Genomic DNA, 24,124 nt, shown 5'->3' with positions numbered 1-24,124 from the left:
GCGCAAGCTCCTCGACGTGTCCCGACTGACCGGACTCGGCTGGAAGCCGGCCGTCGCGCTGTCCGACGGCATCGCCGCCACCTACGCCTGGTGGCGGGAACAGAACTGACGTCATGCGGCCGGCCCGTCAGTACGCTCCGCGGCCGTCGACGACGGCGCGGAACGTACGGGCCATGACATCGACATCACTGGTGAACGACCAGTTGTCCACATAGTGCAGATCGAGCTCCACCGTCTCGTCCCACGACAGGTCCGAACGGCCGCTGATCTGCCACAACCCCGTCATCCCGGGACGGACGGCGAGCCGGCGCAGCTCCACGTCCCCGTACCGCGCCACCTCCTCCGGCAGCGGTGGACGCGGCCCGACCAGGGACATCGAACCGAGCAACACATTGATCAGCTGCGGCAGTTCGTCCAGTGAGGTGCGGCGCAGCAGCCGGCCCACCCGGGTCACCCGCGGATCGCGGCGCATCTTGAACATCAGCCCGTCGTGCTCGTTGGCCTGCGACAGCTCCGCCTTGCGGGCATCGGCGTCGAGGTACATCGTGCGGAACTTCCACATCACGAACGGGGTCCGCCCCTGCCCGATCCGCTCCTGCTTGTAGAACACCGGCCCGGGCGAGGTGAGCCGGACCGCGGCACCTATCGCGAGGAAGACCGGTGACAGGGCGAGCAGACCGAGGGCCGCTCCGGCCCGGTCCATGACGGACTTCAGGACCTGCTGCACACCGCTGCGCACCGGCGGCGCGACCCTGAGCAGCGCCATGCCGGCCGCCGACGTGGTCTCCAGGCGCTTCACGGCGAACTCCACCAGGCCCGGAGCCAGAGCCAGTTCGGTACCGGCGTCGTGCAGCCCCCAGGAGAGCCGCCGCAGCCGTTCACCCGCCATCCGGGGGCAGGCCGCGACGAGGACGACATCGGCCTCCAGCTCACGGGCGGCGGCCAGGACGGGGGTGGTGTCCCCGTCGGCGGCCTTCGGCGTCAGGACACCGAGCCTGGCCGCCACCGGGGCTCCGGTGCGGACCGGACCGTCCCCGATCGCGACGACGCCGACCACCACGTACGGGTGCTCGGTGCGTCCGGCGAGGTGCTCGGCGACATCGCCGGCGGCCGTGGGTTCGCCGAGGACGAGCACCCGGGTGACCACCTGGGCCTCGCGACGGGCCGCCACCAGGTGTTGCCACGTCAGTTTCGAGCAGGTCAGGGTGAGCACGGGAGCCGGAATGAGCGCCGCGAGGCAGAGCAGCGCCGGATGGTGCAGATCGGCTGCGGCGCGCAGCACGGCGAGCACCCCGAGGAGGATCAGCCAGTCGTGCAGCACGGGCAGACTGCCTCGGGACTCGCCGAGTTCCCGCCGCGCGTATCTTCTCCGCAAGGCACGGACCCCGACCCAGGACAGTGCCGCGACCAGGGCGCTGAGACGGGCGTACGGCTGACGCTCGACCCCCAGGACCAGCGCCGTCGGAAGCCCCACGCCGAGGATGTCGACCGTCAGCGCGACGGCCGGGTACCAGCGCGCCTTGGCGCGCGGCTGCGGCGGTTTCGCCGCGGAACCGGCTTCTGTTCCGGCGGAGTTGGTCTCAGTTGTTCGGGCATGCCACATGTACCCCCCAGGCACGTGTCGACGTTCGTCACCCCGTTCGTCGACCCCCTGATCGATGAACAAGCGTCGCAACGCCGGAACAGTACGACAAACACCCGCACGTCCGCTGGTGTTCACGCGAACGACCTCAGAAGGTGACGGCCCATTCATCGCGCCCCATCGGGCCGGTGTGGTCACGGCCGGTCGCATGATACGTCCGCGCAACCGGAGTTGGCGCACGTGAGGCCATGGGTCGAAGGGACGGGAACGTGCCGGAGAGGTCCGAGGTCACCATGGGGGAGGAGCCCCGGTTGTGTCCGAAAGCACACCGCCCCGCACACCAAGTCAGGCCCCGGCGCGGCCGCTTGCCGGACCGTGAACAATCCGACGAGCTGTCGGCCGCGATGCGGAACCACCCCCTGGCCGACGACGTCGCCGGTCACCGCACCGACCGGCTCGGAAGCGGTACGCGAGAGGGCTCCGCGGCCCGTTCGCCACGCGTCCGAGGGTGGTTGTTCCGCCGCCCGCGATCGGTTGTACTACAGCCAGTCCGCGGGCCCGCGGCAGCTCCGACCGACCGTGAGGACAGCCATGGCGGACACGCCACCAGCCCGCACCCATCGGGCACCGGGCCGCCGCAGACTGCTCCCGGGACTCGCTCTGGGCGTGCTGCTCCTCGGCACCGTGGCCGGCATCGGAACGGCCGGAGCGCTCCGCGCCGACACCCCCGCCGAGCCGGCCTCGGCGCCCCCGGCCGCGTACAGCACGGCCCTCCCCTTCGACCTGCCCCCGACCCGAGAACTGCGCCGCTCGGGCAAACTCGTCTTTGCCCACTACTTCACCCCGTACCCGCTCTCCCTGGACAACGAGCCCGCGGACCGCGACTACTACAGCCGCAACTACCTTTCCCCGGACGGCGAGAAGGGCAAGCACCGCGCCTACGGAGGGCTGCTGCGCGACCGGCCGCTGCCCACCGCGCCCGAGCGCGGAAACTGGGAACTGGCCCATCTGCGCCAGGAGATCCGTACCGCACGGGACGCCGGACTCGACGGCTTCACGCTCGACCTCCTCTCCGAGAGCGGACGCAACCGGGACCGTGCCGAGCTGCTGCTGCGGGCCGCCCAGGAGGAGGATCCGGGCTTCCGGATCCAGCTCATGCCCGACATGACCTCGCTGAGCACCACCCCCGCCTCCCTCGCCGACACGCTCGCGCGGCTGGCCCGCCACCCCGCGGCCCACCGCCTGCCCGACGGCCGACTCGTCGTCTCCCCCTTCAAGGCCGAGGAGAAGAACCCCGACTGGTGGCGGACGATGATGCGCGAGCTGGAGACCCGGCACGGCATCCGCACCGCGCTCGTCCCCCTCTTCCTCGACTTCGCACCGGAGCACGAGCGGTACGCGGCCATCAGCCACGGCTTCTCCGAGTGGGGCGCCCGCAGCGCCAACCGGCAGGACGGAGCCGGCGCCGCCGCCGACCGCGCCCACCGGCTCGGCAAGATCTGGATGCAGCCGGTCTCCGTGCAGGACGCCCGCCCCAACCAGGGCGTGTACGACGAGGCCGGCAACACCGAGACCCTGCGCGCGAGCTGGGGAGCCGCCCTCGCCTCCGACGCCGACTGGGTCCAGCTCACCACCTGGAACGACTACTCCGAAGGCACCCACTTCGCGCCCTCGCTGCACAACGGCTACGCCTACCTGGACCTCTCCTCCTACTACCTGACCCGGTTCAAGACCGGCGCCTGGCCGAGGATCGTCCGCGACACGCTGTATCTGACCTCACGCGTCCAGTTCGTCGACGACACGCCGCCCGCCGCGCGCCAGCCGAAGGCGATAGAGCCCCGCAGGGGTACGGCGACGCCCCGGGACACCGTGGAGGTGCTCTCCTTCCTCACCGCGCCCGCCCAGGTGCGCACCACGACCGGCTCCGCCGACGGCGTGCACCAGGCACCGGCCGGGGTGCACGCGCAGCTCCTTCCGCTGCGCACCGGACACAGCTCCGCGACCGCCGTGCGGGCCGGGAAGACCACGACGACCGTCACCAGCCGGTACCCGGTGCGTCGGCCGGTCGACAGACAGGACCTGCAGTACTACGCGGTGACCAGCGGCCGCAGCCAGCGCTGAGGCCGCCGGGACAGCCCCTGGTTGTCAGTGGCGGGCCCTACGGTTTCGGGTATGACGACGAACCGGGGGACCTTCGAGGCTGCCACGGGGGACGGGCCACCGCTGCCCGAGGGGGAGGTGGAGCAGCGGTCCCGGGAGGTGCGGGCCGCCTTCGAAGGGCTGCTCCAGATCAGGCGGCTGACCAACCGGCAGGGCGGTGACCCGCGGGAGGTGCCCGCGGAGTGGGAGCGTAGACAGCCGGTCCGGGCGGTGGCCCTCGCCCTGGAGGCGGCGCGGACGAAGCCCTCGGCGGTGGACGCCACGGGCGCCCGGGTGGCGACCGGCTACCGGGTCACGGCCGGCGAGCGGCCCGGTACCGCGGTCGTGGAGTGGGTGGGGCCGCCCGGCGGCGGGGCCGCGCAGGAGGAGGAGTCCGCACTCGCCGCCTGCGTGCCCGCCCTGGAGCGGCTCGGCTGGGAGGCGCTGCTGTACCGGGGGCCGCGCCGCAGACGGTTCCTGGAGGTCGAGCCGATGGCTCGCTGAAGGGTTCGGGGCTCGGTGCTCGGGTTCGGGTCCCGGTTCGGGCCCAGGCCGGGTTCGGGCTCAGGCGATGGACGCGGAGACGATCGCCGAGACCGCGATGTTGCACGAGGCCGTCACCCAGACCGCCGGATGCGGCTGGGGGTCGACGAGGGTGGCCCCCAGCTTGCCGGGCGTGACCAGGTCCACGACCAGGAAGGCCACGGCCATCATCACGAGGCCCAGCAGGCCGAACGCGGCCGTGGAGGCAAGGCCCTTGCCGAAGTCGTCGTAGGTCGTCCAGATCGAGGTGAAGACGATCCCCCCGATGCCGAGCAGGGCGGAGCTCAGCAGGGTCGCGGCGTTCCGGTTGCGCTCCTCCCAGATCTGTCGGCCGAGCTTCCCCGGCGTCAGCAGGTCCACCAGGACGATGCCGAGGATCAGCAGCACCACGCCGAGTGCGCCGTAGGCGGTGGCCCGGCCGAGGCCGTTGACGATGTCGCTCATGGGTTGCCGGCTCCGAGAAGAGAGGGATCGTGAATGATCGCGGTCAAGGACCGGCAAAATGTAGCGCATGCGTCGAGGGCCCCGGCCGGGCGGCCGGGGCCCTGCACCCTGACCCGAGTGGAGCAGTAACGCTGAGGCCCCGGCCCCCGCGGCGGTGAGAGTGGAAGGTGTCCGACCTTCGGCCCTGCCCCAGGAGACCAGATGACCACCCTGAACCGACGCGATCTCGGGCTGCTCGTGCTCCGGGTCGGCACCGGCGCCGTCCTCGCCGCGCACGGCACCCAGAAGCTCTTCGGCTGGTTCGGCGGCGGTGGCCTGGAAGGCACCACGCACGCGATGGAGGCCATGGGCTTCTCACCGCCCCGAGAGAGCGCGATCGCCGCAGGGCTCGGCGAAGCCGGCGGCGGCGCCATGCTCGCCCTCGGCCTGGCCACCCCGGCCGCCGGCGCCGCCGCGGCCGGAGCCATGGCGGGCGCGGTCGCCGTCCACCTGCCCGCGGGCTTCTTCGCCGCCGCCGGCGGCTACGAGTACCCGGCCTTCCTCGGCTTCACGGCGGCCGCCATCGGTGTCGCCGGCGCCGGCCGCTACTCCCTCGACCACGCCACCGGACACGTCGTCGACCGGCCCTGGGTCGTGGCCACGGCCTTCGTCGTCAGCGCGCTGGCCGCGGCCGCCGTGGTCGGCCGCCGCGCACAGGCCCAGGACGACACACCCGAGCCGGCCGAGCCCGAGGCATAGCCCGGGGCCCCGGCGGCCCGGGCCGCGGCGGCGTCAGCCACCCACCGGCGCGACGGTCCCGAGCTCCGGAAGGACGAGCGCGCCCCGCCGTGAGAGCGGGGCGCACGGGGAACGTGGCAGTGCGGCGTCCGGTGTCAGCCCGTCTGCGCGGCCGAGGCGAGCGCGCGGATGGTGGCCAGGTCGGCGTACAGGTTGTTGCCGGGGCACTCGGTCGGGTAGCCGTCGCGGTGGCCCGAGATGCGGTTCAGCGTGACCTTCTGGCCCTTCTTGAACTTGCCGTTGTCGGCAGCCGCGGCGAGTTCGACGGTGCCGGCCGCGTCGTAGCCGTACAGACCGAGCTTCCAGGCGGCGACCCCGGCCACCGCGTCGAGCACGGGCTGCGAGGTGATCGCGTCGTTGTAGTTGCCGAGGACGGCGACGCCGGTGGTGTCCGTGTTGAAGCCGTAGGTCTGCGCGCCGAGGACCGGCCTGTCGATGCCGCCCGCGCGGCCCTCGAAGACGGTGCCGCACTTGTCGACGAGGAACTGGTAGCCGATGTCGTTCCAGCCCTGACCCTGCACGTGGTACAGGAAGATCGCGCGGATGATGTCCGGGGACTGCTCGCAGGTGTAGTCGTTGGTGCCGGCCGTGTGGTGGGCGAACACCACCTTCGTGTCGGTGGTGTACGTCGCCGGGTCCCTGACCAGCGACTCGTCGGCGCCCCAGCCCGAGCGCGGGGTCACGACGGGCTGCGGAGCCGTGCTCGTCGTGCTCGCGGCCGCTGCCGCGGTGACGGTGGCGTACGACGTGTCGGAGGCCGGGGCGGTCTCCGGGTTGACCAGCTCCACCCGCAGCCCGGCCGGCAGCTTCGACAGCTTGCCGTGCTGCCCGGTCACCCTGACCTGGACACCGTTGGACGGCCCGGTCCACAGCGGCTGGGTTCCGGCGCGCACCTCGCCCGCCTCGGTGGCGGCCCCCACCTCGGGCGTACGTATGTCGAGTTCGAGCTCGCGCCAGCCGGACCAGACACCGGTGACGCTGTCACGGGTACGGACCTGCGCCGTGCCGCCGAGCTCGGCGCGCGGGTCGGCCCAGGTGACGCCGAGCATGCTGAACGGTTCAGTGCCCCGGGCCGACAGCGCGCGCTGGGCGGGGTCGGAGCCGTGCAGCGCGATGCTCCGCACTCCGTCGGGGAGCTGCGCCGCCGGCGTCGCCGGGGAGGTGAGACCGAGGGTCGCGAGGGCGACGGCGGTGGTCGCCACGACCCGGGTCGTACGACGGAAGTGGTGCGGGTTCACTGGGCTCCTTCAGGTGCTGCGGACGCTTCGGGGGTGGGGAGTTCACTGCTGCACGTGGTTCGGCCGAAAGCGCCGGTGGCGGTGGCACGTTGGACGTGCTTGCCACGCACGGCCAGGGTGCAGCTGGCCGTGCCGCCCTTCTCGCCGAGGGTCACGTTGACGATCGGGGAGGCGCCGAGCGGAACGCTCACGGTCTTCCGCCACGGCAGACCGACGTTCGTGACGACGTTCGCCTTGTCGCCGTCGGCCCCTCGGTAGGAGATGTCGGCCGCGCCCTCGCCGAGCACCTCGTAGGTCACTTCGGCGGTGGGCGACGTGGCCCCCCGCTTGTCCGCCGGCTCGTCGTCGGAGTCGAGGACTCCGTACGTGACGAACGCGCCGCACGCGAGCAGCAGAGCCGCGGCGACGGCGATGCCGCCGCGGTCGATGCGGCGGTCGTCCGCGGTCGCGGAAACCTCTGTGGCGTCCGGGATCTCGGACTCGTCCGGTCCTGCCGGTTCTTCGGTCGTCGGCATGGCCGCGCTTTCTGTCGATGTGAATGCGCCTGGGTTATACACCATCGGATTCGACTGATGCCAGGTGGTGGAGAAGTCGGGCAATGCGCCCCCAATCGCCATCGACCCGGTCCGCGAAATGCCCTGATTGCGATATCGGTTGACGGACCATCAACTCCGTGTTGAAGAATCCTCCCGCCGTGATCGGCGCGCCTCTGGCGAGGTCGCTTTCCCTATGCGGGAGGTGGCCTGTTTTGGCATGCCTTGAGGTGCTCCGGTCGAGGTCAGGTCCATCGCGACCGGCGAGAAGTGCCCGCGCCGGCGCGACGGTGCGCCCTTTTCGCCCAGGGCGGGAGGGGTGCCGAAGAAGGGAATGGCGTGAAATACAGATATGGGCGGGCGATAGCCTGCCTCGTGGTTTCGGCGATAGCCGGGACCATGCTGCCACAAGTCGCTTATGCCGCACCTGTTTCGAGTGATGGCGGCGAGGGTATCGTCGATGCCTTCGCGGGCTGGCTCTCGGAGGACGAGGGCGATTCAGGCGGCCCGGAGGCGCCGTCGACCGGCGGCACTCCGGTGCTGCCGAGCCGGGAGAAGCTCCCGCCGGGCAAGCCGGCCGCGAAGGCGAAGCGCGTTGCGGAACTGACGGGCAGCCGCACGGCGAATGCCCGGTACTGGAAGCTGTCCGACGGCCGGGTGCAGGCCGAGGTGTCGGCCGTGCCGACCGGGTATCGGGCGGGGGCGTCGTGGAAGGACATCGACCCGGCGGTCACTCCGACCGCCACCAAGGGCTTCGAGTTCGCCAACACAACGAACGCTGCACGTAGTTGGTTCGGTTCGGATGCGCGGAAGTTGTTGCGGTTCGAGTCGGCGGACGGGCATGCGGTCACGTTGGGTCTGGAGGGTGCGGGCAAGCTCGCCCCGGTGGCCAAGGGTGACACCGTCACGTACAAGGACGCGGTCCGTGGTGCGGATCTGTCCTACCAGGTCGGTCCGGGCCGGGTGAAGGAGAACATCGTCCTGGCCGAGCGCCCGGACGGCCCCGTGTCCTTCACCTTCACCCTGGACGCGGGCGGGCTGACGCCGAAGTCGGGCAAGGACGGCTCGGTCCTCTTCTACGGGGAAGCCGCGGACCCGGTCCTGGTCATCCCGGCGGCGTTCATGACGGACGCGAAGAAGGACGCCCAGTCGCCGTACGGCCACGCCTACAGCGACAAGGTCAGCCAGCAGCTCTCCCGTGACGGCAAGGGCTGGAAGCTGACCGTCACGCCCGACGCCGAGTGGCTTGCCGCACCCGAGCGCCAGTACCCCGTGACGGTCGACCCGACGATCGCCATCGCGCCGACGCCGACGACGGCGCAGGACGTGATGATCTCCTCGGACGGCCCGGGGACGAACTACAACGACAACTGGCGGCTTTCGGTCGGCAACACCAGCACCGGCGCCTCCCGCGCCCTGCTGCGGTTCCCGCTGACGGGCGTACCGGCCGGCACCAAGCTGGACTCGGCCGATCTGAAGCTGTACTACGACCAGACCCACACCACGGGTGACACCGAGGTCCAGCTGGAGGCGCACCGCGCCACACAGGCGTGGACCGAGGAGCAGGCGACGTGGAACAGCGCCAACACGATCACCGGCGAGCTCTCGGGCACGGCGGTCGTGGTGGACGACGGGGACGCCGGGCGGACGGCCGCCGTCGGCGCCTGGCCGGCGTCGGGGAACACCGCGTACACGCAGTACGCGGTCAACCAGGACTACCTGTACAACAAGGACTCGGTCGCGGGTGACACGTACACCTGGCAGCCGAGCCTCCCGGAGGACGGCACGTACCAGGTCGAGACGCACTACGTCCCGGCCTCGGACCGCGCCACCAACGCCCCGTACACCGTCACCTACGACGGCGGGACGAAGGTGTACACGGTCAACCAGCAGGCCGGCACGGCCGGCGTGTGGAAGACGCTCGGCTCGCATCCGTTCAAGGCGGGTACGCTGGGCAAGATCGTCCTCGGAGACGGTCCGGCGTCGACCAGCACGTCGGTGATCGCCGACGCGGTCCGCTTCACCAAGGGCGGAGTGGTCACCAAGCAGCCGGGCGAGCTGAACACCTGGCACACCTTCCCGGTGACCAAGACCGTCCAGCAGTGGATCGACGGCACCTACACCAACAACGGCTTCGTCATCAAGGCCGGCGACGAGAGCGCGACCGGCCCCAAGGGCGGACCGCGCTACGAGGGCAGCGAGTTCGGTTACGGCGGCGAGACCGCCAACTACCCGCGCCTGGTGCTGACCTTCGGCCGTCAGGGCGTGGACCTCGCGGCCCCGACGACGATCCACGACACGGGCGCGGAGCTCAGCTGGTCCGCCTACCAGGACCAGGACCCGATCAACACCGGCGACGACATCGTCGAGTACCAGGTCCACCGCTCCATCAACCAGACCTTCACTCCGTCCGCCACCACGCTGGTCTCGCCCGTCGCGTCCACCGTGACGTCGTTCACGGACACCACGGGCGTGCCGACCAAGGCGGACGACCCCGATCCGTTCGGCCGCGCGTACTACTACATGGTCGCGGTCAAGACGAAGGACGGGCAGGTCGTCGGCGCTCCGACGCAGCTGGTACGGCTGCCGAAGGCCGGCCGTACGACGAAGGTGTTCACCGCGTCGCAGGACACCACCCTGTCCTCGGCCCGCACCACGCTCACGCACGACACCATCGACGACGGCGGCCCGAAGAACTGGCTGTCGGTCGGCAACAACTCCGCGACCTACGGCGACACCCGCGCCCTGCTGAAGTTCCCGGCCCTCGGCATCCCCGCCACGGCCCGGGTCCTGGACGCGAACGTGCGGCTGTGGAGCACGCAGACCGCGCAGGACACCACGGGGGCCGTCTACGAACTGCGGCCGCTGACGCGTGACTTCGACGAGGCCACCGCCACGTGGGTCAAGGCGAACGCGAGCACCAACTGGACCACCGCGGGCGGCGACTTCGGCGCCGTGACGGCCGACACGGGGGCGAAGACCAACGACCCGGCCCGGCACGACTGGAACGTCACCTCGCTCGCCCAGTCCTGGGTGACCACCCCGGCCTCCCAGCGGGGCGTGGTCCTCAAAATGGCGGATGAGGCCGCCTCGCAGGAGCGGACCCTGTTCCTGTCCTCCGAGGGCACCGAGCCGAGGCTCCAGCCCAGGATCGTGGTCACGTACATCGACTCCACCACCGAGTCGACGTACTACGCGCCGCAGACCCCGGCGCGGATGACCCCGAACACCGACTACACCGTCGACTTCACCCTCACCAACACCACCGCGTCGACGTGGAACGCCGCCGACCAGGTCCTCACCTACAAGTGGGCCCTGCCGGACGGCACCGACGTCACCAACGGCGGCAACCAGATCCAGACGGCCCTGCCCGGCAACGTGGCCCCCGGTGGCTCCGTGAGCCTGCAGGCGCAGGTGAAGACCCCGATCAACTCCGACTCGGGCAACAAGCGCACCGACTACGTCCTGACCTGGGACGTCTACAACAAGACGGCCGGCACGTGGGCCTCGGGCACCGCGGGCATCCCCGGCCTGAAGCAGAACGTGGCGGTGGAGGACCCCACCTCCAACCAGCTCGGCATGGAGAAGTTCTACTCCTACACGGGCAAGAACACCGGCGCCGGCTCGACCGTCATGAACAACCTGGCGTCCGGTAACAGCGTCTGGCAGTACAACGCCTTCACCAACCCGGGCCGCGGCGTCACCACCTTCGCCCGGTTCGCCTACAACAGCCAGGACACCTCGGACACGGTCTCCGGCCACGGCTGGTCCTTCCAGGCCTCCGGCCCGATCCGGCTCGGCGCGCCTCTGGAGTTCCACCCGAAGCCGAACCCGTCCGAGATCAAGCTCCCGGACGGCGACGGTACGACCCACGTCTTCCGCAAGCAGCCCGACGGCACCTGGAAGGCCCCCGCGGGCGTCCACTACAAGGTGACGGCGAAGCCGGGTCTGGACTGCACGCCGCTGAAGGACCCGACCCCGGACGCCTGGACGCTGACGCGTCCGGACGGGACGCGGTTCCTGTTCGGCTGCGACGGCTACATGACGTCGATGGTCGACAAGAACGGGAACACGCAGACGTACACGTACGAGGAGCGGAAGTCCAACAACAAGCCGACCAAGTTCCTCAAGTACATCACCGACCCGTCCGGTCGGCAGACGCTCACCGTCGAGTACTACTCCAAGGCGGACACGAGCAACCCGAAGATCATCGACCACATCAAGTCGATGACGGAGATCTCGGGCCGCAAGCTCACCTTCGAGTACTCCGACAAGGGGCTGCTCACCAAGCTGACGGACGGCGCGGGCTCGGCCCAGCCGAAGGTCTTCGGCTTCGAGTACGACGCCACCCAGGGCAACAAGAACGTCAAGCTGGTCAAGGCCACCGACCCGCGCGGCAACGCCACGCAGCTCGCGTACAACTACCCGCAGACCGGGGACGACCCGAAGTACCACTGGTGGACCAAGACGATCACCGACCGTCTCCAGGGCGCCACGGGCTTCGCCTATTCCGTGAACGCCGGGAACGCCAAGTTCATCGACACCAGGGTCACGGACGCGGAGAACCACGCCACGGACTTCGTGACGGACGACTTCGGCCGTGCGGTCCAGTCGACGAACGCCAAGGCACAGACCACGAAGATGTCGTGGGACGCGGACAACAACGTCACGTACCTCGAAGAGGCCAACGGTGCCAAGACCGCGTACTGCTACGACCAGAAGACGGGCTACCCGCTCTGGAAGCGCGACGCGGAGAACAACAAGAGCGGCATCCCGCCGCCCTCGGACTGCGCACCGGGCGTCTACCCGGCCAACTCGTCGCGGTACACGTACCAGACGCGCGCGGACGGCTACTCGGCCGACATGTTCACCAAGACCTCCCCGGAGGGCCGGAAGTGGCAGTTCGGCTACGACACCTTCGGCAACCTCACCACGGTCACCGACCCCAAGGGCGTCGCCACCACGTCCGTCGCCGGTGACTACACCACGACGTACCAGTACGACGCCTACGGTCAGCTGACCAAGGCGACCGACGCCAACGGCAACCCGACCACCAACAGCGACTTCGGGCCCACCGGCTACCCGGCGAAGATCACCGACGCTCTGGACAAGTCCACGACGTACGTGTACGACGAGCGCGGCAAGGTCAGGGAGGTCACCGACGCCCTGGGCAAGAAGACCACGCAGACGTACGACACGTTCGGACGCCCGCTGGTCAAGACCGTGCCCAAGGACCAGGCCGCAGGCGTCCTCATCACGACGCCGGCGCCGGAGTACGACGCCAACGACAACATCACGAAGTCGACGGCTCCCAATGCCGCCGTGTCGACCGCGGTCTACGACCAGACCGACCAGGTCGTCTCGGCCACGGCGCCGCAGAACAACAGCACCGCGCCGCGCAGCACGACGTACACCTACGACAAGGTCGGCAACCTCAAGACGACGACCGAGCCCAAGGGCACGGCCACCACGGCGGACGCCACCGACTACGTCACCACCAACACCTACGACGAGATCTACCAGCTGACGTCGGCCGTCGACGCCGCCCAGCACAAGATCTCGTACGTGTACGACAACGTCGGCAACGTCACCACGGTCATCGACGCGAAGAAGAACGCCACCGCCGACACCACCGACTACACGACCAAGACCGACTACGACCTCAACCACCGTCCGGTCAAGTCCACGGACGCGGCGGGCAAGTTCACCGCGCAGACGTACGACAAGGACAGCCTGACCGTCACCACGACGGACAAGGAGAACAACACCACCACCGTCGTCTACGACGAGCGAGGCAAGAAGAGCGAGATCAAGGCGCCCTACGACGGCACCAAGACGCGCTCGACGAAGTACGAGTACGACCAGGTCGGCAACGTCACCAAGGTGATCATGCCGCGCGGCACGGCCACCGCCGGCGCCGACGACTTCACCTCGCGCACCGAGTACGACAAGCTCAACCGGCCGGTCAAGCAGTACCAGCCCTACGACCCGGCCGACGGCCGGTACAACGACCCGAACGTGTACACGCGCACGGACTACGACGCCGTGGGCCGGGTCGCGAAGACCTCGCTGCCGCCGTCCGAGGGCGAGACCGTCCGCAACGACACCGTCAACGAGTACTTCGACAACGGCTGGGTGAAGAAGTCCACCGACCCGTGGTCGATCGTCACCGCGTACGAATACAACGAGCTCGGCAAGCAGGCCACGCGGACCACTTCCGCCGCCGACGGCTCGGCCAACCGCACCATGACGTGGTCGTACTACCCCGACGGCTCGCTCAAGTCCCGTGCGGACGACGGCGTCCCGGTCGGCCAGGCGGTCGTTCTCGTCGACAACTCCGACACCCAGCACACCTCTTACACCGGGGCCTGGACCAAGGGAGACTCCACCGGCCAGCAGGGCTACGACCATCACACCCACGCCGCCGGTGCCGGTACCGACGCGTACACGTGGACGCTGAACATTCCCAGGGACGGCAGCTACACGGCGTACGTGAAGTACCCGCGGGTGACCGGCGCCGCCACGACGGCGAAGTACACGCTCAGCCATGGCACCACGACCGAGCCGGCCGTCACCAAGGACCAGAACGCGAGCACCGGAACCTGGGTCAGCCTGGGCGCCTACACCCTCAAGCAGGGCGAGGACACCAAGCTCAAGCTGGACCAGAGCAGCACCGGCGTCGTCGTCGCCGACGGCGTCAAGCTGGTCCGCAACAATGCCGGCGAGACGGACACGGAGAAGCAGAACTTCGCCTACTCCTACGACCTCAACGGCAATCTGACCACGATCGACGACACCTCGTCGAACGCGAAGATCGACGCCTACACCGTCGACTACACCGGCCTCAACCAGGTCGCGAAGGTCACCGAGGCGCTCGCCGGTCAGGCCAAGAAGGTCACGTCGTACACGTACGACGCGAACGGTCAGGCGGACACCGTCAGCCATCCCGACCAGTACTCCAAGTACACCTACGACCTCAGGGAACTGGTCAAGACCGTCTCGGTCGGCAAGAGCGCCACGGACGCCGACCCGAAGGTCACCTTGTACACGTACACGGACCGCGGTCTCAAGCTGAAGGAGACCAAGGGCAACGGCAACACCGTCGACTACGCGTACTACGTCGACGGGACGCTGAGGACGAGCGCGGAGAAGAAGCCCAACGGCACTCTCGTCTCCTCGCACACCTACGCCTACGACCCGAACGGGAACAAGGCGCAGGACGTGGCGAAGAAGATGAACGCCGACAACCACGCGGCGTACCTCGACTCCACCACCGAATACACCTACGACCCCGTCGACCGCCTCGCCAAGTCGGTCAAGACCGGCAACGGCGCGGGCACCGAGACGTACGTCCACGACGACAATGCCAACGTCATCAGCCAGACGACGGCGAAGAACGTCACCACTTCGTACGAGTACGACCGCAACCGGCTGCTGAAGGCCACCACCGCCGGCTCGACAGCCTCCTACAACTATGACCCGTTCGGTCGTCAGGAGTCCGTCACCAGTGGCGGCAAGGTGATCGAGCGGAGCGTGTACGACGGCTTCGACCACGTCGTGGAGTCCCAGAAGACGGACGACACCGGCGCCCTGAAGTCGACGAAGTACACCTTCGATCCGCTGGAGCGCACCGCGACGAAGACCGCGGACGGCAAGACGACCGACTTCGCGTACCTGGGGCTCTCCCACGAGGTCCTGGACGAGAAGGTGGCCGGCGCGCTCACCAAGTCGTACCAGTACAGCCCGTCGGGCGAGCGCCTGTCGCAGGTCAAGCACAACACCGACGGCACGGCCGAGGACGGCTACTACGGCTACAACAGCCGCAGCGACGTCGAGACCGTGACCGACAAGAACGGCGACTCGAAGGCCACGTACGGCTACACCGCCTACGGCAAGGACGACGAGTCCGAGTTCACCGGCATCGACAAGCCCGATGCGGGTGACCCCACCAAGGAGGCCTACAACCCCTACCGCTTCAACGCGAAGCGCTGGGACGCCAAGTCGGGCACGTACGACATGGGCTTCCGGGACTACAACCCGGGTCTCAACCGCTTCACCTCCCGGGACATGTACACCGGCGCCCTCGCCGACATGAGTCTCGGGGCGGACCCCTACACGGGCAACCGCTACGCCTTCACCGGCGGAAATCCCGTCAGCCGCGTCGAGCTCGACGGGCACGACTGGCTGGACCCCATCAAGAACATCCTCTCGGGCGCCACGAAGGTGGCGACGAAGGCGCCGAGGGTTCCCTTCCTGGCAATCGAGGTCTTCCTCAACGGCATCGGGTGGAACACGCCCACGGCGTCCAACGGCTACGAGTCGGACCCCGGTGAGAAGCCGGACTACAACAAGGGTCTGCTCCTCAAGCCGGACTCGAAGAAGGAATGGCAGCCGGCCGACACGCTCTACCCGTTCACCCGGCAGGACTGCGCCAAGGGCAAGAGCATGACGTACTACATGCCGCTCGACAAGCAGGGCCGGGCTCAGGGCGCCTTCGCCTGCCTCACCGCCGGCGGGTTCAACTACACGGACAAGGAGGGCAACAACGTCCTGAACGGGCCGGGCACGGAGATCATGGGCAGCAGTGCGCCGTGGCCGCCGTCGACGCCCGGATTCTGGGAGAACGCTCCCCCGGGATTCCGCCTCGGGAACATCCCCACGATGAACCGCGGACATCTGCTGGCGCGTCAGCTCGGCGGCAGCGGCACCGATCGCCGAAACCTGGTGCCGTTGTACCGTGCCGCCAACTCTCCTGAAATGTCCACGCAGGAGCAGAAGATCGCGGATGCCATTGCCGCGGGGAATACGGTCTTCTACTCGTCGGTTCCCGTCTACGAGAACGAAAGCAATCCGATTCCTCTCGGTGTTACCATGACTGCCTATACCTCGACAGGGGTTCAGATTGTCAACCAGACGATTCTGAACACGCCTTGACGGGATATGTAGTCGGTTCGTAGTCGCGCAGAGGGGTGCACATGGAGTGGGTCGAACGCCTGGTGGCGGTGACCGGTTGGAACGCCGAAGCCGGCGAACCCGACTGGACCGACGCCGAAGGAACCTTGGGCACCCCTCTGCCGGCCGATTTCAAGGAACTGCGCCGACGCTTCGCCCCGTGGGGCGCCTTCAGTGACCATATTCTGGTACTGCGGGCGCAGGGGGACCAGGAGTCGGTGCTCGCCAATCACCAGACCTTGCTGAGGTCCGTGCGCGGCAATCCGGAAAATCGTCGGATCTTCGAACCGTATGGGCTCCTCGGCGCGAATGAGGAGAACAAGGGGACGGGCCTCCTCCAGTGGGGGTACTCCTTCATCGAGGAGGAGTACTACTGGCTGGCCGACGAGGCGCAGGATCCGTCGTCGTGGCCCGTCGTGGCGCGAGTGGATCCGCTGGAGCCGTTCCAGCGTTTCGACATGACCGCGTCGGAATTCCTTTACCGTGTACTCACGGAGGCCGATTTCTCGGTGTTCAGTGTCGCGGGGACGATCCCGACACCCTATTTCCGGGAGTTCTGAGTCGCGGGTCCCCAGGGGCCGGACTCCGACAGGACGGCCCGCCGGTTTCGACCGGCGGGCCGTCTGCGTCGTGTGAAGAGGAGACGGAGCCACACATGAACCATCTCGACGTCGTCCGACTGCTCGGCCTCGACGCACCGAAACGACCGGAGGACGACGCGTACGGCCGGGTCGTCCCCGAGGACTTCGAGCTCCTGGTCCAGGCAGTGCCGGCGGGAGTCTTCGCGGGCTCCGTGCTGCTCGAACGGCCCGGCAGCCTCCCCGTGCGCTCCCTGGAGGAGTTCACCCGCCCCACCTCGCTGCGCATCGGGGACATGGAGCTGTCGCTGCGCAGCCGCGAGCAGCGGCTGTGGCTGCCTCTTCACCCGGAGCCCGGCGGTATGGTCCCGTGGGGCCGCACCGCCACCGACGGCGTGCTGCTGTGGGACGCCACCGCCGCCGACACTGCGGACTGGACGACCGTCGTCACGGACGACGATTTCCAGCTGTGGCTCGACCTTCCCTTCTCCGCCTCGGAGTTCATCGCGCGGGCGCTGCTCGGACGTGCCGAGGGGATGCCCGCGTTCGAGACCATCGAGGAATACGAAGCGGGTTCCTTCTGGAGCGTCGCCGACGACATGCCAGCGACGGCCACGGTGCTGTCGAACCCGGACGTCGGCGCAGTGGAGGAGCTCGTCACCCGGATCCGGAACATCGGTGTTCCGGGCATCCGGCAGTACGCACGGGAGCTCGTCGACCGTGCCGTGGAGCGGGCGAGGGAGTCGACCCTCGTGTTCCCGGAGGACTACCTGACGGTCATGCGGGAGTTCCCCGGCGGCGTGATCGCCGGGATGCGGGTGCTCCCCGTCGCAAGGGCCGGCTGGCTGACCGAGGACACCGTGTTCCTGCAGTGGGGCGAACTGGACGGCAGGGCGTTCGGCTGGCTCGCCCTGACGGGCGACCCGCAGGAGTGGCGCGTCGGCTACGTCGAGCCGGGCGGCACGTCCCTCACGCATCTGCATGACCAGACCTTCTCCTCGTTCCTGCGCCGCCGGCTGCGGGGAGACAACTCACTGTTCTGACGGGCGTGTACGTGGAGTGGGCTGCCTGCCTGGTCACCGGTCGTCGACTCAGCCGACCCTCAAGGCCGCGAGGAAGTCCAGTCTCGTCTCGAGCCGGGCCAGGTCCCGGCCCGTGAGCTGCTCGATGCGGGCGATGCGATGACGCAACGAGTTGACGTGCAGATGGAGTTGGGCGGCGCATGCGGTCCAGGACGCGTCGCACTCGAGGAACTTCTCCAGCGTGGACAGCAGGTCGGTCTGGTGGCGGCTGTCGTGATCGCGCAGGGGGCCGAGCAGACGGGCGGCGAAGGCGCGCCGGGTCTCGGCCGGGATGAGGGGCAGCAGCGACAGGATGTGCGAGGTGAGGTCGTCGGGGCCGCGCACGGTCACTCGTTCCGGACCCTCGGCGGCGACCCGCAGCGCGGTGCGGGCCTCGCCGAGCGCTCGTCGTGCGTTCCCGGGTGCGCCGACCGGAGAGCTGACGCCGATCGACACGCTGTCCGTCGGGCCGAGCCAGCGCCCGAGTGCCGCGGCGAGCCTCCGCTGCAGGGCAGCGGCGTCGAGGGCCGGGTCGGGGAGCGCGTCCGTGGGCTCGGGCACCAGGACGAAAAGCACGGCCTGTTCGCCGTCGACGGTGGCGGCGATGTCTTCCGGCGACACCGGCACCGGGCCGTCCGGTTGGATCAGGGCCTCCTCCAGGAGTACGCGCAGGGCCGAGGCAGGGATGGGGTGGGCTCCGTGCCACTCGCCCCTGGCAACCACGAACTGGCAGCGTTGCCAGGTGTACTTCTGGCTGACGACGGCCTGCGCGGTGCTGCTCAGCCGGACGGGGATCTCGTCGGGTGGGACGCGGCTGTGCAGCAGGTCGAGGAGTTGCCGGGCCAGGTCGTTCAGCGCCAGCTTCGCCCGGTTGTGCGCGGACCGCGCGTCGGCGGCCAGTTCGACGATCCGGTCGAGGAGTTCCCCGTCTGCCGCAGGCCGGTTCGACGTGTCGGCCTCCACGACGAGCACCCAGTCGCCCAGCTCGGCGGCGTCCCCCGTCGCGCTCGACGGCGTCGACGACGCCGACGGTGTCGACGGGGCTGTGGCGTCGCGTACCGGCATGAGTGAGTAGTGCCGCTCCCCGAGCGTGACCCGATGGGGAGCGGCCTCGCCCGAGCGGCGTGCGGCGAGATACCGCCCGGCCAGTGCCGCCGCCGTCTTGGCCCGCAGGGGAGGGCGAGCCCCGGCGATCTGGCGCCCGGTCGGGGACAGGACGCGCACGTCGAGGCCGAGGCTGTGCTCCAGGAGTTCCAGTACGGAGTCCGGGGCACCCGGGTCGGTGAGGAGGCGTCGATGGCGTTCGACCATGGCGGCGAGGCCGCCGACCTGCCGGCTGTGCAGACGACGCAGGACGTGTTCGGTGATCGTCGTGAACGATATGTCTGGTGTTACGGCGACGAGTGGAAGGCCGTGGCGTCGGCAGGCGCGCACGAGGTCGTCCGGGACGAGTCCGTGTTCGGCTTCGCCGGCGGCGAGGACCGTGACACCCGCTCGGGCGAGGACGCGTACGAACGACTCGGCGTCTCCGTCCTCCTGCCACCAGGCAAGCCCGGTGAGGACGAGTTCGCCGCCGGAGAGGAAGCGACCGGGGTCGGCCAGGTCGGTGGTCAGGACGGCGCGAACGTCTCGATCCGGAGCGCTGTCGTCGGCGTCCTGGCCCACGAGCAGGAACAGCCCCAGTTCGTCCAAGAGTTCACGTAGCCGCATGATCGCCACTCTCTCACGTCCTCACCCGCTCACGCTGCTTCCTTGACGTGTATCGCCGCAGTTCACAGGCGTGATGCGGTGGAAAAGCACCGTGGTCCACAGGCGGCGGGGAGGCCGTTTCTGGGGGATCGGTGACTGCCTCGCCCCCTTGATCGCTGGGTCTACTTCTCCGTGTCCGGCCGACAGCGTGTGAACGCGTCGGTCGAGGGGCTTCGGGCCCTGGCTCGACATGAACCTGATACGAAGAAGAGAGACGCTCATGGACTTCCTTCGCCCTGCCGGTTGGGAGGAGGCGCTCGCTGCCAAGGCAGCGCACCCCGCGGCGGTGCCGATCGCGGGTGGCACCGATGTGATGGTCGAGATCAATTTCGACCACCGCCGTCCCGAGTACCTCCTGGACCTGAACCGGATCACCGAGCTCCAGGAGTGGTACGTCGGGGAAGAGACCGTCCAACTGGGCGCGTCCGTTCCGTACACCCGGATCATGGAGAACCTGCGGGCCGAGCTGCCGGGTCTGGCGCTCGCCTCGCACACCGTGGCCTCTCCGCAGATCCGCAACCGCGGTGGTGTAGGCGGCAACCTCGGTACCGCCTCGCCGGCCGGAGACGCGCACCCCGCGCTGCTCGCGGCGGGCGCCGAGGTCGAGGTCGAGTCGGTGCGCGGCAACCGCCGCATCCCGATCGACGAGTTCTACACGGGCGTGAAGCGGAATGCCCTCGAGCCGGACGAGCTCATCAAGACCGTCCACATCAAGAAGGCGGACGGCCCGCAGCAGTACTCCAAGGTCGGTACGCGCAACGCGATGGTCATCGCGGTCTGCGCCTTCGGCCTGGCGCTCCACCCGGAGACCCGCACGGTCCGCACCGGTATCGGTTCGGCCGCGCCGACGCCGATCCGGGCCGGGGCCGCCGAGGACTTTCTCAACGCCGCGCTCGAAGAAGGCGGTTTCTGGGAGAGCGGCAAGATCATCACCCCGTCGATCGCGAAGCAGTTCGCGGACCTGTGCTCGGGCGCGGCGAACCCGATCGACGACGTTCGTGGCACCGCGAGCTACCGGAGGCACGCTGTCGGCATCATGGCCCGCCGGCAGCTCGGCTGGACCTGGGAGCGGTACCGCGGCGGCAACGGCCGCACGCTTGAGGGAGCTGCATGACCATGCGCGTCAATTTCACGGTCAACGGTCGTCCGCAGGAAGCCGACGACGTCTGGGAGGGCGAGTCCCTCCTCTACATCCTGCGCGAGCGCCTCGGGCTTCCAGGCTCCAAGAACGCCTGCGAGCAGGGTGAGTGCGGTTCCTGCACCGTCCGTCTCGACGGGGTCCCGGTCTGTTCCTGCCTGGTCGCCGCCGGGCAGGTCGAGGGCCGCGAGGTCGTCACGGTCGAGGGCCTTGCCGCCTATGACGAGGAGCGTGCCGCGTACGGGGGTCGCGGCACCGACTCTGCGGGCGATGAGGGCGGCACCTTCCCGCGTGCGGCGCTCTCGCCGATCCAGCAGGCGTTCATCGATGCCGGCGCCGTCCAGTGCGGTTTCTGCACCCCGGGTCTGCTGATCGCCGCCGACGAGCTCCTCGAGGTCAACAGCGAGCCGTCCGACGCGGACATCCGCGAGGCGCTCTCCGGCAATCTCTGCCGCTGCACCGGTTACGAAAAGATTCTGGACGCGGTCCGCCTGGCCGCGGCCCGTCAGGAACGTCAAGGACTCCAGGAAGACGAGGTCTGACCATGGCCGGCACCACCACCGGTATCCCCACCAACGTCACCCAGGGTTCGCGGACGAAGGGCGGCATCGGCGAGTCGACGCTGCGCCCCGACGGCACCCTGAAGGTCACCGGCGAGTTCGCCTACTCCTCGGACATGTGGCACGAGGACATGCTGTGGGGTCAGATCCTGCGGTCCACGGTCGCGCACGCCGAGATCGTCTCCATCGACACCTCCGAGGCCCTGGCCACGTCGGGCGTCTACGCGGTGATGACGTACGACGACCTGCCGGCCGCGATGAAGTACTACGGCATGGAGTTCCAGGACACTCCCGTCCTGGCCCACGGCAAGGTCCGGCACCACGGCGAGCCGGTCGCCCTCGTGGCCGCCGACCACCCGGAGACCGCGCGCCGCGCCGCCGCGAAGATCAAGGTCGAGTACCGGGAACTGCCCGTCGTCACCGACGAGGCGTCGGCGCTCGCCCCGGAAGCGCTCCTGGTCCACGAGAACCGGGACGACCACCACTCCGGTCACGTCCCGCACCCGAACATCGTGCACCGCCAGCCGATCATCCGCGGCAACGTGGAAGAGGCCCGCAAGCGGGCCGACGTGATCGTTTCGGGGGAGTACACCTTCGGCATGCAGGACCAGGCCTTCCTCGGCCCGGAGTCGGGCCTTGCCGTCCCCGCGGAGGACGGCGGTGTCGACCTGTACTGCGCCACCCAGTGGCTGCACTCGGACCTCAAGCAGATCGCCCCGGTCCTCGGCCTGCCCGAGGAGAAGGTGCGCATGACGCTGTCCGGCGTCGGCGGCGCGTTCGGCGGTCGCGAGGACATCTCGATGCAGATCCACGCCTGCCTCCTGGCGCTGCGCACCGGCAAGCCGGTGAAGATCGTCTACAACCGCTTCGAGTCCTTCTTCGGGCACGTCCACCGCCACCCGGCGAAGCTCTGGTACGAGCACGGCGCCACCAAGGACGGCAAGATCACGCACATGAAGTGCCGGATCGTGCTCGACGGCGGCGCCTACGCTTCGTCCACGGCCTCGGTCGTCGGCAACGCCGCGTCCCTCTCGGTCGGCCCGTACGTCATCGACGACGTCGAGATCGAGGCGATCGGCCTCTACACCAACAACCCGCCCTGTGGCGCGATGCGCGGCTTCGGCGCCGTCCAGGCGTGTTTCGCCTACGAGGCGCAGATGGACAAGCTCGCGGCGAAGCTGGGCATGGACCCCGTGGAGTTCCGGCAGCTGAACGCCATGGAGCAGGGCACCATCATGCCGACCGGCCAGCCGGTCGAGTCGCCCGCGCCGGTCGCCGAACTGCTGCGCCGGATCAAGGCCCGCCCGATGCCGCCGGAGCGCCAGTGGGAGAGCTCCGAGGGCGCCGACGTCCGTGCGCTGCCGGGCGGGCTCTCCAACACCACGCACGGCGAGGGCGTCGTCCGTGGCGTCGGCTACGCCGTCGGCATCAAGAACGTCGGCTTCTCCGAGGGCTTCGACGACTACTCCACCGCCAAGGTGCGCATCGAGGTCATCAACGGTGAGCCCGTCGCGATGGTCCACACCGCCATGGCGGAGGTCGGGCAGGGCGGTGTCACCATTCACGCCCAGATCGCGCGCACGGAGCTGGGTGTCACCCAGGTGACCATCCACCCGGCCGACACGCAGGTCGGTTCGGCCGGTTCGACCTCCGCGGGCCGTCAGACGTACATGACCGGCGGAGCCATCAAGAACTCCTGCGAAATCGTCCGCGAGAAGGTCCTGGAGATCGGCCGGCGCAAGTTCGGCTCGTACCACCCGGCGTGGGCGACGGCCGAACTGCTTCTGGAGGGCGGCAAGGTCGTCACCGACGGAGGCGAGGTCCTCTCCACCCTCGTGGACGTCCTGGAGGACGAGGTCGTGGAGGTCGAGGAGGAGTGGCGGCACCGTCCCACCGAGCCCTTCGACCTGGTCACCGGCCAGGGCAACGGCCACGTGCAGTACTCCATCGCCGCGCACCGTGCGGTGGTGGAGGTGGACACCGAGCTCGGCCTGGTCAAGGTCATCGAACTGGCCTGTGCCCAGGACGTCGGCAAGGCGCTCAACCCGCTCTCCGTCGTCGGCCAGATCCAGGGTGGTACCACCCAGGGCCTGGGCGTCGCGGTGATGGAGGAGATCATCGTCGACCCGAAGACCGCGAAGGTCCGCAACCCCTCCTTCACGGACTATCTGCTCCCGACCATCCTCGACACCCCGACCATCCCGGTCGACTACCTCGAGCTGGCCGACCCGGACGCGCCGTACGGCGTCCGCGGCATCGGTGAGGCCCCGACCCTGTCGTCCACCCCGGCCGTCCTCGCGGCGATCCGGAACGCGACGGGTCTGGAGCTCAACAAGACGCCGGTCCGCCCCGAGCACCTCACCGGCACCCTGTAGAACACATCCGCCCGACCGGAACACATCCGCCCGACCGGAACAGATCCGCCCGACGGCTCGAGCCGTCGGGCGGATCCTTCTACTGTCGGTCGGGCTCGCGGCCCGGGCGCTCAGAACGGGCTGGGCACCTGGGTCCAGATGACCACCACGAGCACCAGCTGGAGGGCGCACAGCACACGCGCGGTCTTCCAGCGGAACGCCACCGCCGCCGCCCCGACGACGAACAGCGTCGACAGGAGCAGGCAGAAGAAGGCGCCGGCCGCGGTGTCGCGGTCGCTGGTCGGCGTGTTCTCGACGCCCACGGCCGGAAGGCTCAAGGCCATCATGAACACCGCGACGACGAACAGCGCCGCCGCCAGGATCCCGCGGACCCAGAGGACGACCGGCTTCTGGTTCTCAGCTATCACTTTCGTTCCGTCCTGCTTTGGCAGCCTCTGTGCGGGGGCGCCGGGTCG

15 protein-coding genes and 2 pseudogenes are annotated in these 24,124 nt (G+C 69.3%); 10 read left to right on the top strand and 7 right to left on the bottom strand.

Annotated elements, in window-relative coordinates:
* Nucleotides 1–109 (top strand): annotated as a pseudogene (locus ABZ939_RS13970) (GDP-L-fucose synthase); the annotation flags it as partial.
* 18 nt (nt 110–127) lie between these two features.
* On the opposite strand, the gene ABZ939_RS13965 reads toward ABZ939_RS13970, so the two are convergent.
* Nucleotides 128–1,603: a sugar transferase gene (locus ABZ939_RS13965; RefSeq protein ID WP_361853212.1), complete on the bottom strand. Its 1,476-nt coding sequence runs from the start codon at nt 1,601–1,603 to the stop codon at nt 128–130.
* Between the two features lie 570 nt (nt 1,604–2,173).
* On the opposite strand from ABZ939_RS13965, the gene ABZ939_RS13960 reads away from it, so the two are divergent.
* Both ABZ939_RS13960 and ABZ939_RS13955 read left to right on the top strand, forming a co-directional pair.
* Nucleotides 2,174–3,703 (top strand): glycoside hydrolase family 71 protein, encoded by a 1,530-nt coding sequence (locus ABZ939_RS13960; RefSeq protein WP_361853209.1) that lies wholly within the window; start codon nt 2,174–2,176, stop codon nt 3,701–3,703.
* Between the two features lie 51 nt (nt 3,704–3,754).
* Nucleotides 3,755–4,225: a hypothetical protein gene (locus tag ABZ939_RS13955; protein ID WP_361853206.1), complete on the top strand. Its 471-nt coding sequence runs from the start codon at nt 3,755–3,757 to the stop codon at nt 4,223–4,225.
* Between the two features lie 60 nt (nt 4,226–4,285).
* Here the strand turns inward: ABZ939_RS13955 and ABZ939_RS13950 are convergent, their stop codons facing one another.
* Entirely contained in the window at nt 4,286–4,708 is a 423-nt protein-coding gene (locus tag ABZ939_RS13950) for a DUF350 domain-containing protein (RefSeq protein ID WP_352189376.1), read from the bottom strand.
* Nucleotides 4,709–4,909: 201 nt separating this feature from the next.
* Between ABZ939_RS13950 and ABZ939_RS13945 the strand changes: the two genes are divergently transcribed.
* Nucleotides 4,910–5,446 (top strand): DoxX family membrane protein, encoded by a 537-nt coding sequence (locus tag ABZ939_RS13945; RefSeq protein ID WP_361853203.1) that lies wholly within the window; start codon nt 4,910–4,912, stop codon nt 5,444–5,446.
* A 134-nt stretch (nt 5,447–5,580) separates the two neighbouring features.
* On the opposite strand, the gene ABZ939_RS13940 is transcribed toward ABZ939_RS13945, so the two are convergent.
* Together ABZ939_RS13940 and ABZ939_RS13935 are read right to left on the bottom strand one after the other, a co-directional pair.
* Nucleotides 5,581–6,723 (bottom strand): N-acetylmuramoyl-L-alanine amidase, encoded by a 1,143-nt coding sequence (locus ABZ939_RS13940; protein WP_361853200.1) that lies wholly within the window; start codon nt 6,721–6,723, stop codon nt 5,581–5,583.
* Nucleotides 6,720–7,238 carry a hypothetical protein gene (locus ABZ939_RS13935; protein WP_361853197.1) on the bottom strand — a complete coding sequence of 173 codons (519 nt, stop codon included), beginning with the start codon at nt 7,236–7,238 and terminating at the stop codon, nt 6,720–6,722. The genes ABZ939_RS13940 and ABZ939_RS13935 overlap by 4 nt, the downstream gene beginning before the upstream one ends.
* Nucleotides 7,239–7,655: 417 nt before the next feature.
* Between ABZ939_RS13935 and ABZ939_RS13930 the strand changes: the two genes are divergently transcribed.
* From ABZ939_RS13930 to ABZ939_RS13920, 3 genes are all read left to right on the top strand, one after another.
* Nucleotides 7,656–16,190: a DNRLRE domain-containing protein gene (locus ABZ939_RS13930; RefSeq protein ID WP_361853194.1), complete on the top strand. Its 8,535-nt coding sequence runs from the start codon at nt 7,656–7,658 to the stop codon at nt 16,188–16,190.
* 41 nt (nt 16,191–16,231) lie between these two features.
* Nucleotides 16,232–16,768 (top strand): hypothetical protein, encoded by a 537-nt coding sequence (locus ABZ939_RS13925; protein WP_361853191.1) that lies wholly within the window; start codon nt 16,232–16,234, stop codon nt 16,766–16,768.
* A 95-nt stretch (nt 16,769–16,863) separates the two neighbouring features.
* The gene (locus tag ABZ939_RS13920) at nt 16,864–17,829 is read left to right on the top strand and encodes a hypothetical protein (protein ID WP_361853188.1); all 966 of its coding nucleotides are present in this window, start codon (nt 16,864–16,866) and stop codon (nt 17,827–17,829) included.
* A 48-nt stretch (nt 17,830–17,877) separates the two neighbouring features.
* On the opposite strand, the gene ABZ939_RS13915 is transcribed toward ABZ939_RS13920, so the two are convergent.
* A complete protein-coding gene (locus ABZ939_RS13915; RefSeq protein ID WP_361853251.1) occupies nt 17,878–19,158 on the bottom strand; it encodes a helix-turn-helix domain-containing protein in 1,281 nt (426 codons plus the stop codon).
* Between the two features lie 90 nt (nt 19,159–19,248).
* Nucleotides 19,249–19,557: pseudogene (locus ABZ939_RS13910) on the bottom strand (PucR family transcriptional regulator ligand-binding domain-containing protein); the annotation flags it as partial.
* 259 nt (nt 19,558–19,816) lie between these two features.
* On the opposite strand from ABZ939_RS13910, the gene ABZ939_RS13905 reads away from it, so the two are divergent.
* The 3 genes from ABZ939_RS13905 to ABZ939_RS13895 are packed head-to-tail and all read left to right on the top strand — an operon-like array spanning nt 19,817 to nt 23,669.
* Nucleotides 19,817–20,710 carry an FAD binding domain-containing protein gene (locus ABZ939_RS13905; RefSeq protein WP_361853185.1) on the top strand — a complete coding sequence of 298 codons (894 nt, stop codon included), beginning with the start codon at nt 19,817–19,819 and terminating at the stop codon, nt 20,708–20,710.
* 2 nt (nt 20,711–20,712) lie between these two features.
* Nucleotides 20,713–21,276, top strand: coding sequence for a (2Fe-2S)-binding protein (locus ABZ939_RS13900; RefSeq protein ID WP_361853182.1), 564 nt, complete (start codon nt 20,713–20,715; stop codon nt 21,274–21,276).
* Nucleotides 21,277–21,278: 2 nt separating this feature from the next.
* Entirely contained in the window at nt 21,279–23,669 is a 2,391-nt protein-coding gene (locus tag ABZ939_RS13895; RefSeq protein ID WP_361853179.1) for a molybdopterin cofactor-binding domain-containing protein, read from the top strand.
* A 110-nt stretch (nt 23,670–23,779) separates the two neighbouring features.
* On the opposite strand, the gene ABZ939_RS13890 is transcribed toward ABZ939_RS13895, so the two are convergent.
* Nucleotides 23,780–24,076 carry a hypothetical protein gene (locus ABZ939_RS13890; protein ID WP_361853176.1) on the bottom strand — a complete coding sequence of 99 codons (297 nt, stop codon included), beginning with the start codon at nt 24,074–24,076 and terminating at the stop codon, nt 23,780–23,782.
* Between the last annotated feature and the right edge of the window lie 48 nt (nt 24,077–24,124).

It is taken from the genome of Streptomyces sp. NPDC046712, assembly GCF_040645695.1.
Classification (GTDB): domain Bacteria; phylum Actinomycetota; class Actinomycetes; order Streptomycetales; family Streptomycetaceae; genus Streptomyces.
The sequence above is the reverse complement of the archived record's forward strand: the minus strand, read 5'-3'. Positions and strand labels throughout refer to the sequence as shown.

Coding starts and splice junctions, on each gene's coding strand:
- ABZ939_RS13965 (WP_361853212.1), bottom strand. CDS start 1,603: ATGTGGCATGCCCGAACAACTGAGACCAACTCCGCCGGAACAGAAGCC.
- ABZ939_RS13960 (WP_361853209.1), top strand. CDS start 2,174: ATGGCGGACACGCCACCAGCCCGCACCCATCGGGCACCGGGCCGCCGC.
- ABZ939_RS13955 (WP_361853206.1), top strand. CDS start 3,755: ATGACGACGAACCGGGGGACCTTCGAGGCTGCCACGGGGGACGGGCCA.
- ABZ939_RS13950 (WP_352189376.1), bottom strand. CDS start 4,708: ATGAGCGACATCGTCAACGGCCTCGGCCGGGCCACCGCCTACGGCGCA.
- ABZ939_RS13945 (WP_361853203.1), top strand. CDS start 4,910: ATGACCACCCTGAACCGACGCGATCTCGGGCTGCTCGTGCTCCGGGTC.
- ABZ939_RS13935 (WP_361853197.1), bottom strand. CDS start 7,238: ATGCCGACGACCGAAGAACCGGCAGGACCGGACGAGTCCGAGATCCCG.
- ABZ939_RS13930 (WP_361853194.1), top strand. CDS start 7,656: ATGCTGCCACAAGTCGCTTATGCCGCACCTGTTTCGAGTGATGGCGGC.
- ABZ939_RS13925 (WP_361853191.1), top strand. CDS start 16,232: ATGGAGTGGGTCGAACGCCTGGTGGCGGTGACCGGTTGGAACGCCGAA.
- ABZ939_RS13920 (WP_361853188.1), top strand. CDS start 16,864: ATGAACCATCTCGACGTCGTCCGACTGCTCGGCCTCGACGCACCGAAA.
- ABZ939_RS13915 (WP_361853251.1), bottom strand. CDS start 19,158: ATGGTCGAACGCCATCGACGCCTCCTCACCGACCCGGGTGCCCCGGAC.
- ABZ939_RS13905 (WP_361853185.1), top strand. CDS start 19,817: ATGGACTTCCTTCGCCCTGCCGGTTGGGAGGAGGCGCTCGCTGCCAAG.
- ABZ939_RS13900 (WP_361853182.1), top strand. CDS start 20,713: ATGCGCGTCAATTTCACGGTCAACGGTCGTCCGCAGGAAGCCGACGAC.
- ABZ939_RS13895 (WP_361853179.1), top strand. CDS start 21,279: ATGGCCGGCACCACCACCGGTATCCCCACCAACGTCACCCAGGGTTCG.